The sequence below is a fragment of the Bradyrhizobium sp. HKCCYLRH3099 genome (genome assembly GCF_051167855.1).
GTDB lineage: Bacteria > Pseudomonadota > Alphaproteobacteria > Rhizobiales > Xanthobacteraceae > Bradyrhizobium.
Window position 1 is genome coordinate 326,555 of record NZ_JBNPTW010000006.1, and the last position, 8,136, is coordinate 334,690.

Annotated in this window: 8 protein-coding genes; 4 read left to right on the top strand and 4 right to left on the bottom strand. The window is 66.0% G+C overall.

Annotation, left to right across the window (positions count from 1 at the left end; translation table 11 throughout):
- Window positions 1-31 precede the first annotated feature (31 nt).
- Complete coding sequence (locus tag ACQR1Y_RS15765; RefSeq protein ID WP_434861300.1) at window positions 32-490, top strand: hypothetical protein; 459 nt, start codon at window positions 32-34, stop codon at window positions 488-490.
- A 102-nt stretch (window positions 491-592) separates the two neighbouring features.
- Window positions 593-2,215, top strand: a complete 1,623-nt coding sequence (gene abc-f, locus ACQR1Y_RS15770) for a ribosomal protection-like ABC-F family protein (protein WP_434875835.1) — start codon at window positions 593-595, stop codon at window positions 2,213-2,215.
- A 15-nt stretch (window positions 2,216-2,230) separates the two neighbouring features.
- On the opposite strand, the gene ACQR1Y_RS15775 is transcribed toward abc-f, so the two are convergent.
- From ACQR1Y_RS15775 to ACQR1Y_RS15790, 4 genes are all read right to left on the bottom strand, one after another.
- A complete protein-coding gene (locus ACQR1Y_RS15775; protein ID WP_434875836.1) occupies window positions 2,231-3,127 on the bottom strand; it encodes a dienelactone hydrolase family protein in 897 nt (298 codons plus the stop codon).
- Window positions 3,128-3,137: 10 nt separating this feature from the next.
- Entirely contained in the window at window positions 3,138-5,234 is a 2,097-nt protein-coding gene (locus ACQR1Y_RS15780) for a PAS domain-containing protein (RefSeq protein WP_434875837.1), read from the bottom strand.
- A gap of 191 nt (window positions 5,235-5,425) precedes the next feature.
- Window positions 5,426-5,671, bottom strand: a complete 246-nt coding sequence (locus tag ACQR1Y_RS15785) for a hypothetical protein (RefSeq protein WP_434861304.1) — start codon at window positions 5,669-5,671, stop codon at window positions 5,426-5,428.
- 151 nt (window positions 5,672-5,822) lie between these two features.
- The gene (locus ACQR1Y_RS15790; RefSeq protein ID WP_434875838.1) at window positions 5,823-6,257 is read right to left on the bottom strand and encodes a DUF1810 domain-containing protein; all 435 of its coding nucleotides are present in this window, start codon (window positions 6,255-6,257) and stop codon (window positions 5,823-5,825) included.
- Between the two features lie 225 nt (window positions 6,258-6,482).
- Between ACQR1Y_RS15790 and ACQR1Y_RS15795 the strand changes: the two genes are divergently transcribed.
- Together ACQR1Y_RS15795 and ACQR1Y_RS15800 are read left to right on the top strand one after the other, a co-directional pair.
- Complete coding sequence (locus tag ACQR1Y_RS15795; protein ID WP_434861306.1) at window positions 6,483-7,523, top strand: DUF2778 domain-containing protein; 1,041 nt, start codon at window positions 6,483-6,485, stop codon at window positions 7,521-7,523.
- A gap of 66 nt (window positions 7,524-7,589) precedes the next feature.
- Window positions 7,590-7,847 (top strand): hypothetical protein, encoded by a 258-nt coding sequence (locus tag ACQR1Y_RS15800; RefSeq protein WP_434875839.1) that lies wholly within the window; start codon window positions 7,590-7,592, stop codon window positions 7,845-7,847.
- The last annotated feature ends 289 nt before the right edge of the window (window positions 7,848-8,136 follow it).

The following is an 8,136-nucleotide window of genomic DNA, read 5'->3' on the forward strand; positions in this document are numbered from 1 at the left end:
AGTGGTTCGGATCTGGGAAGCGAGGGATCGAATGACGTATCGCAAGTGGGCTGCAGGCGTGGCGCTGGCCTGTTCGATCGTGTCGCTCGCGGCGGTGCCATCGCGCTCCAGTGCAGACCAATATCTGCCGCGTCTCGGCGACATCATGAATCTGGTGCAGGTCAGGCACGCCAAGCTGTGGTTCGCCGGCCAAGCCAAGAACTGGGATCTGGCCGGCTATGAGCTGGCCCAGTTGAAGCAAAGCCTCACCGATGCGGCGATCTTCTATACGGGTCTGCCGGTGAACAACGTGACGACCCTGAGCCAGCCGATCCAGTCGATTTCGGACGCGATCGCCGCCAAGGACGGCAAGCGCTTCGCCTCCGCCGTGACCGAGCTGACATCGGGCTGCAATGCCTGCCACGCCACGATGGATCGCGGTTTCGTCGCGATCCGGATCCCGACCGACAAGCCGTTCGGCAACCAGGATTTCCGGCCACAGGGCCGCTGACCGGGGCAGACGGGGGCGCCGGTTGCGGTGCAAAATTGCGCCTTCCACCGGCGGCGCGCATCGACTAAGAGCGGCGGCAACCCGTCCACCGCCTGAGCCCACATGATCCGCCTCGATAACATCAGCAAGCAAGTCGGCCACCAGATCCTGTTCATCGAAGCGTCCGCCGCGCTCCAGCGCGGCGAGAAGATCGGGCTGGTCGGCCCCAACGGCGCCGGCAAGTCGACGCTGTTCCGGATGATCTCGGGCCGCGACCAGCCGGATGAGGGCCAGGTGTCGACCGATCGCGGCATCTCGATCGGCTATTTCAATCAGGACGTCGGCGAGATGTCCGGCCGCAGCGCCGTGGCCGAGGTGATGGACGGGGCAGGGCCGGTATCGTCGGTCGCCGCCGAGCTCAAGGAGCTCGAGGCGGCGATGGCCGATCCCGAGCGTGCCGACGAGATGGACGAGATCATCGCGCGCTATGGCGAGGTGCTGGCGCGGTTCGAGGAGCTCGACGGCTACGCGCTGGACAGCCGCGCCCGCGAGGCGCTGGCCGGCCTCGGCTTCTCCGAGGAGATGATGGACAAGGACGTCGGCCTCTTGTCCGGCGGCTGGAAGATGCGCGTCGCGCTGGCCCGCATCCTGCTGATGCGTCCCGATGTCATGCTGCTCGACGAGCCGTCGAACCATCTCGATCTCGAAAGCCTGATCTGGCTGGAGCACTTTCTTAAGGGTTACGAGGGCGCGCTGCTGATGACCTCGCACGATCGCGAGTTCATCAACCGCATCATCAACAAGGTCATCGAGATCGACGCCGGCCAGCTCACGACCTATTCCGGCGACTATGACTTCTACGAGCAGCAGCGGGCGCTGAACGAGAAGCAGCAGCAGGCGCAGTATGAGCGCCAGCAGGCGATGCTCGCCAAGGAGATCAAGTTCATCGAGCGCTTCAAGGCGCGGGCGTCGCACGCGGCCCAGGTGCAGAGCCGGGTCAAGAAGCTCGACAAGATCGAGCGCGTCGAGCCGCCGAAGCGACGGCAAACCGTGGCGTTCGACTTCCTGCCGGCACCGCGGTCGGGCGAGGACGTGGTGGCGCTGAAGAAGGTCTCCAAGAGCTATGGCAGCCGCCGCATCTATGAGGGGCTGGATTTCACGATCCGCCGCCGCGAGCGCTGGTGCGTGATGGGCGTCAACGGCGCCGGCAAATCGACCTTGCTCAAGCTCGTCACCGGCACCGCCGAGCCCGACGACGGATCGGTGACGATCGGCGGCAGCGTCAAGATGGGCTACTTCGCACAGCATGCGATGGACCTTCTCGACGGCGAGGACACCGTGTTCGAGTCGCTCGAACATTCGTTCCCGCAGGCCGGCCAGGGCTCGCTGCGCGCGCTCGCCGGCTGCTTCGGCTTCTCCGGCGATGACGTCGAGAAGCGCTGCCGGGTGCTGTCGGGCGGCGAGAAGGCGCGGCTGGTGATGGCCAAGATGCTCTATGATCCGCCGAACTTCCTGGTGCTGGACGAGCCGACCAACCATCTGGACATGGCGACCAAGGAGATGCTGATCGCCGCGCTGTCGAACTTCGAGGGCACCATGCTGTTCGTCTCGCATGATCGCCACTTCCTCGCGGCGCTGTCCAATCGCGTGCTGGAGCTGACGCCCGACGGGTTGCATCAATATGGCGGCGGCTACACCGAATATGTTGCCCGCAGCGGTCACGAGGCGCCCGGCTTGCGGAGCTGAGGGCCCGGCCGTGGGTCATTGTTTCAGCCATTCGGAGGCAAGCGACGCGGCGCGCCTGAGCGTGTCGTCCATCGCCGGGCGATTGCCTGGGACGGATTGCCGGCTGGCGGACGGTTCATCGAAGCCGTGCGTCGCGCCGGGGTAGATCGTGACATCGATCGTCGTGCCGGCTTGCCGGGACCGATCGGCCATCGCGCTGCACAGCGTCGGTGACACCTCCTCGTCGTCGGCCGCGAGAAACAGCTGGATCGGCACGCGCGAGGTGAGCGTCGGGCCGAGCAGCGATTTGTCGCCGCAGCCGGGGTAGAACACCAGCGCGCCGCGAAAACCTGCTGTCTGCGTGCCCTGGCGGAACAACACGTTCAGACTGGTGCTGCCGCCGTTGGACCAGCCCTGCAGCAGGATGCGGCTCTGCGTGACGTCACCGCGCTGGCGCAGATAGGCCAGGGCGCCCTCGGCGTCGAGCGGCCGCACCGTCCGTTCATTGACATCGTCGCGGTCGGCATCGTCATGGGTGTGACGGCCGAAGCCGTGCGCCTTGCCGCGCGGTCCGAAACTGTCGGGCAGCAGCGCCACGTAGCCGCGCTCCGCCCAGTAGTTGCCCCACATCATGTGTCGCTTCGACAGCGAGCCGGCATTGCAGGGCGAAGCCGGTGCGGTGCGGGCGACGAGCGAGCAATCCTTGTTGACGTTCGACGAGTAGGGGCCGCCGCGTCCATGCAGCATGACGATCGCAGGGAAGGGACCCTTGCCCGCCGGCTTGAACAGATAGCCCGTCAGCTCAGTGCCGTCGCCGCTGGTAAAGTAGACCGTCTCCGGCGCCGCGGCGAATGCCGATCGCGATAGCAACAGCGCCAACAGGCTAAGTCCTGCAACGGCCGCATGCCGCCAGAGCGGGATCATCGGTGACATCTCTCCATCTTCAGCTCTCCAGCATCTCCCTGACGCGTCCTGCCAGCGCCTCGACATCGAACGGCTTGGTCAGCACCTGCATGCCCGGCGCAAGCTGGCCGCTGCCGAGGATCGCATTCTCGGCATAGCCGGTGATGAACAGCACCTTGAGGTCCGGCCGCGTCGCGCGCGCGGCGTCGGCGAGCTGGCGGCCGTTCATGCCGCCGGGCAGGCCCACATCGGTCACCAGCAGATCGATCTGCGCATTCGACTGCAGCGCGGCCAGTCCGGTCGGCCCGTCCTTGGCCTCGATCACGGCATAGCCGCGCTCGTCGAGCACCTCCATCACCAGCATGCGCACCGTCGGCTCGTCATCCACGACGAGAATCGTCTGCCCGGTTCGCGCCGACGTCCCCGCACTCGTGTGCGCGGAATCGGCGGCTTCCGCCTCGCCGACATAGTGGCGCGGGAAATAGAGACACATCGTGGTGCCATGGCCGATCTCGGAATAGATCCGGACCTGTCCCCCGGACTGGCGCACGAAGCCGTAGACCATCGACAGGCCAAGGCCCGTGCCCTGGCCGATCGGCTTGGTCGTGAAGAACGGATCGAAGGCGTGCTCGATCACGTCGGGCGTCATGCCGGTGCCGGTATCGGTGACGCAGAGAGAGATGTATTGGCCGGGCGGCAGGTCGCGCTCGCGCGCAGCACGGTCGTCGAGCCATTTGTTGGCGGTCTCGATCGTGATGCGGCCGCCCTCGGGCATCGCGTCGCGAGCATTGATGCAGAGATTGAGCAGGGCGCTTTCGAGTTGCGAGGAGTCGATCAAGGCCGGCCAGAGACCGCCGGCGGTCACCACTTCGAGATGGATCTGCGGGCCGACGGTGCGGCGGACCAGTTCCTCCATACCCATCACCAGCCGGTTGACGTCGGTGGGCTTGGGATCGAGCGTCTGGCGGCGCGAGAACGCCAGCAGGCGGTGCGTCAAGGACGCCGCGCGCTTCGAGGCGCCCTGGGCGGCGGCGACATAGCGGTCGACCTCGGAGAAACGGCCTTGCCGCATCCGCGTCTGCAACATTTCCAGCGAGCCCATGATGCCGGTCAGCAGATTGTTGAAGTCATGGGCGATGCCGCCGGTGAGTTGCCCGACCGCCTCCATCTTCTGCGACTGGCGCAGCGCCTCCTCGGCCTCCCGCAGCCGCGCCTGCTCGCGCAGACGCTCGGTGACGTCATAGGCGAACTGATAGGCGCCGATCTGCTGTCCGGTGGCGTCGCGCAGCCCGGAGAAACGCAATTCGTAGAAGCGGCGGTCGCGCTGGGTGTCGCCGAACTCTGCGATCTCGACGAACTCCTCGCCCGCCAGGGCGCGTGACCACACGGCACGGACGGCGGCCTGATGCTCCGGCTGATCGTTGAACAGTGCGACCAGATCGTCGCCGACTTTCGGCTGCAGGCCGAAGATGCGCTCGAACTCCTGGGTGGCGGCGCCGTTGATCGCGATCAGCCGGAACTGCATGTCGACCACCTGCACGAAGGCATTGGTGCCCTCGACGATGTCGGCGAGCAGCTTGCGCTCGGCGAGCGCCGCGACGACACGCGCTTCCAGCGTGTCGTTGATCTCCTGCAGCGCGGCCTCGGCGCGCTTGCGCGCTGTGATGTCCTGGAACAGCACCGCGACCTGCCGCCTCGTGGCCGGCTCGACCCTGAAGGCCGCGAGCTCAAGATAGCGGCCGGTCGCGACCAGCTCGCGCTCGAACCGGATCGGCTCGCCGGTGCGCAACACGCCGCCATACAGCTCAACCCAGCCGTCGGCTTCATCGGGCACCATCTCGCGCACCTTCTGCCCGACAACGTTCGGAATGCCGGCATGCAGCGCATAGGCCGGATTGGCCTCGACATGGACGTAGTCGCTGAGCGGGCCGTGCGGGCCGTCGAAGAACTCGATGATGCAGAAGCCTTCATCGATCGAGTTGAACAGCGTGCGGTAGCGCTCCTCGCTTTCGGCGAGGGCCGTTTCGGCTTCGGCGCGCTTGCCGGCGTCGGCGGCGAACCGCGCCTTCAGGCGGGCATTCTCGGTTTCAAGCTCCAGCAGGCGCTGGCGGAGCGCGTCGGCCTCCACGGAACTCACGCGGTACAGGCCTCGTTCGGCGTCGACATCAGGATGGTGGTGAAGGACATGAGCAGCTCGATGTGGAGTTCGGCTGACAATATACCATGTCAAAGAAGGCTGCGGTACGCTCCCTCCGATGGAACCTGCGGGATGGTTGTCAAACACCCCGCCGGCGTCCCGGCGGGGTGTCAGTGTCGCGAGCGGATCTCTCAGCCGCCAGCCTCGCACTTCTTCATGAAGCTGGTCTTGGCAGCGCCGGCGAGTTTCTTGCCGTCGGAGCCGACCGCCTTCACCTCGCAGGCATCGGCCATGCACTTCTTCATGAAAGAGGTCTTGGCCGCGCCGGACAGCGCCTTGCCGTCCTTGCCGACGGCCTTGGTCTCGCAGCTGTCCTCGGCGAAGGCGGAACCGGCGGCGAAGGTCGCGAGCGCGGCAATCAGGAAAAACTTCTTCATGAGCGTGTCTCCTTGGGACAATCAATGCGGCGGATGGGAGCCGCAAATCTTGGCGCGATCAAGTTTCGCATTCCGGCTATCACCTGAAATCCGGCGGATGCGGCTGTCGCTCATCAGCATGCTACCGATGACGCCGCTGTGACGCGCGGCGCTAGGGGCTGCCGTGTTGCAGAAGGGCCAGGGTCTGCGGATCGCGCTCGCCATCGCAGTAGCGATCGAGCGCGGTTGCGAATTCCGCGTTTGGACGCACCGAGTCGAATAGCGTCATGCAGGAACGGAATTTCACATCGTCGGGCGAGCCCATGATCTCGCGCAGCGATCTGCCTTCCACGGCGAGGACGAGACGGGTGCATTCGACCAGCCGGCTGCCGAGCACGGCATCGGCCAGATAGGCCTCCGCCTCCGCCCGCGACTGAATCGCATAGCGCTGCGCCATCGCGGAGCTGCCCAATCCTGCAACCTGCGGAAAGATGAACCACATCCAGTGGCTTTGCTTCCGTCCGGCCGCAAGTTCGGCGGTCACGCGGGAATAAATCGAACTCTGTGCCTCGGCAAATCGGCCAAGGTCGGCGGCATCTTCGGTCATCGGTATCTCCAACCTGTTGAGATATCGAAATAATCGCTGAGGCGCCCCGGCATCCCCCGGGTTTTGCCGGGCGCCATCCGGCCGCTGTCCGGGATCAATCGGGGCTGGCCTTTGTCTAGATTATGCCGCACTCTTGCCATCCTATGTCATGACGGGTCGAATCGTACCCCTTGGGGTCGGACATCCTCCGCGGGTGGTCCGAAAGGGGGGTATATCGGGGACGTGATGGCTTCCAGTGAAGCAAGCGTAGAGGTGCTGTTGACGCGTGGCCGCTTCGGGCGCTCCGAAGCGATCGCGCTTGTGCTCGCCGCCCTGGCCATCGCCGCGGGCGCAGCCGCATGGGTGGGTGCGAGCAGCGAGCAGGCGTCTGTCGCCACCGCCACGGCGCCCGCCGCACCGCCGCCGGCGATCAGCTTCGAAACCCGGTTTGCGCCGGCGTCCGCTTCGGCGACTGCCTATTCCGAAAAGGACGCGGTGCGCGCGCTCGACCGCTTTGCGCTGCGCGGCACCGATCGTCAGTTGCTGGATGCCCGTGCCGCGCTGGTGAAGGGCATGGAGTCGCGTGATCCGAATGCGCGCGATCCCAACAATGCCGACTGGCGGCCGATGCTGACGGAAGGCAATACGGTTGCGATGCCTGCCCCCGGCGTTCCGCTGCCGCGTCCGCGCCCGTCGCTTGCGAACATGCCGACCAGCCTGGTTTCGGCGAGCGCGGCCGAAGCGGTGGGGCGCGCCGATGACCGGTCGATCCTGCAGAAGCTGACGGATCTGCTGCCGAGCCCGACCAAGTTCGCCTCGCTCGGCCCGGACGCCGGTATCGTCCGCTCCGGCGTCGATCTCGCGGCGCTCGGCTACGAGAGGACCGCCGTCTACGACATCAAGGCCAAGATGGTCTATCTGCCCTCGGGCATCGGGCTCGAGGCGCATTCCGGAATGGGCAGCCTGCGCGACGATCCGGAGCACGTGAACCAGCGCATGGTCGGCGCGACGCCGCCCGCGACCTACGACCTGAAGCCGCGCGAAAAGCCGTTCCACGGCGTGCGCGCCCTGCGCATGAACGTCGTCGAGGGCACGACCCTCGGCCGCAGCGGCCTTCTGACCCACCCCTATATGCTCGGTCCGGAGGGCGATTCGAACGGCTGCGTCTCGATCAAGAATTACGATCGCTTCCTGAAGGCGTATGATGACGGCGAGTTCAACCGACTCGTCGTCGTCGTCGGGCTCGAGGCTGGTACCCCGACGCGGACCGCGCAGAAGACCGAGTGACGGCTTGTTGCTTGGCCCCGGCGCGACCTCGGCGGCAACGCCGGTCGCATCTTCCGGAAGGTCTTCATGATTGATCCCGCAAAGTCGGAAACGCGTCTGCGTACAACGTTCAACATCAAGGTGAACGGCAAGCCGGTCGTGATTTCGACGGTCGGGCAGGCGCATCAGTTCCTCACCAGTCTCAACGCCGTCGAGTGGATGGAGTTCAAGTCGCTGCACGACCAGGCTATGGCCGCGCTGCAAGCCGCCGCCGACAATGCAATCATGACGGTGCAGGCGACCAACGCGGTGCGGACGCTGTTCGTGAGCGCGAAGCTGCTGTGAGGGGGAGATGGTGCCAGGGGCTGTGCATGGCTTGCTTCTGCCTGCGTTGACTGTCCGCTCTAGCTCCAAGCTCACCGTCGTCGCCCGGCTTGCCGCCTTCGCTGAAGCTGCGGTGCGCCCTTGCAAGCGTAGTCGCGTCGAAGCCCATCGGGCGAAGACGGGACCGGGCGATCCAGTACGCCGCGCATTGGTGATCGACCGAGAAGCCGCGGCGTACTGGATGCCCGCATGCGCGGGCATGACGGCGGTGGGTGGGGCCGCGGTCTTTCCACATCGTCATTCCGGGGCG

What these genes read in the sequence shown, in the direction of transcription:
- ACQR1Y_RS15775 (WP_434875836.1), bottom strand. Translation starts at nt 3,127, where the DNA reads ATGTCACCGATGATCCCGCTCTGGCGGCATGCGGCCGTTGCAGGACTT.
- ACQR1Y_RS15765 (WP_434861300.1), top strand. Translation starts at nt 32, where the DNA reads ATGACGTATCGCAAGTGGGCTGCAGGCGTGGCGCTGGCCTGTTCGATC.
- abc-f (WP_434875835.1), top strand. Translation starts at nt 593, where the DNA reads ATGATCCGCCTCGATAACATCAGCAAGCAAGTCGGCCACCAGATCCTG.
- ACQR1Y_RS15795 (WP_434861306.1), top strand. Translation starts at nt 6,483, where the DNA reads ATGGCTTCCAGTGAAGCAAGCGTAGAGGTGCTGTTGACGCGTGGCCGC.
- ACQR1Y_RS15785 (WP_434861304.1), bottom strand. Translation starts at nt 5,671, where the DNA reads ATGAAGAAGTTTTTCCTGATTGCCGCGCTCGCGACCTTCGCCGCCGGT.
- ACQR1Y_RS15790 (WP_434875838.1), bottom strand. Translation starts at nt 6,257, where the DNA reads ATGACCGAAGATGCCGCCGACCTTGGCCGATTTGCCGAGGCACAGAGT.
- ACQR1Y_RS15800 (WP_434875839.1), top strand. Translation starts at nt 7,590, where the DNA reads ATGATTGATCCCGCAAAGTCGGAAACGCGTCTGCGTACAACGTTCAAC.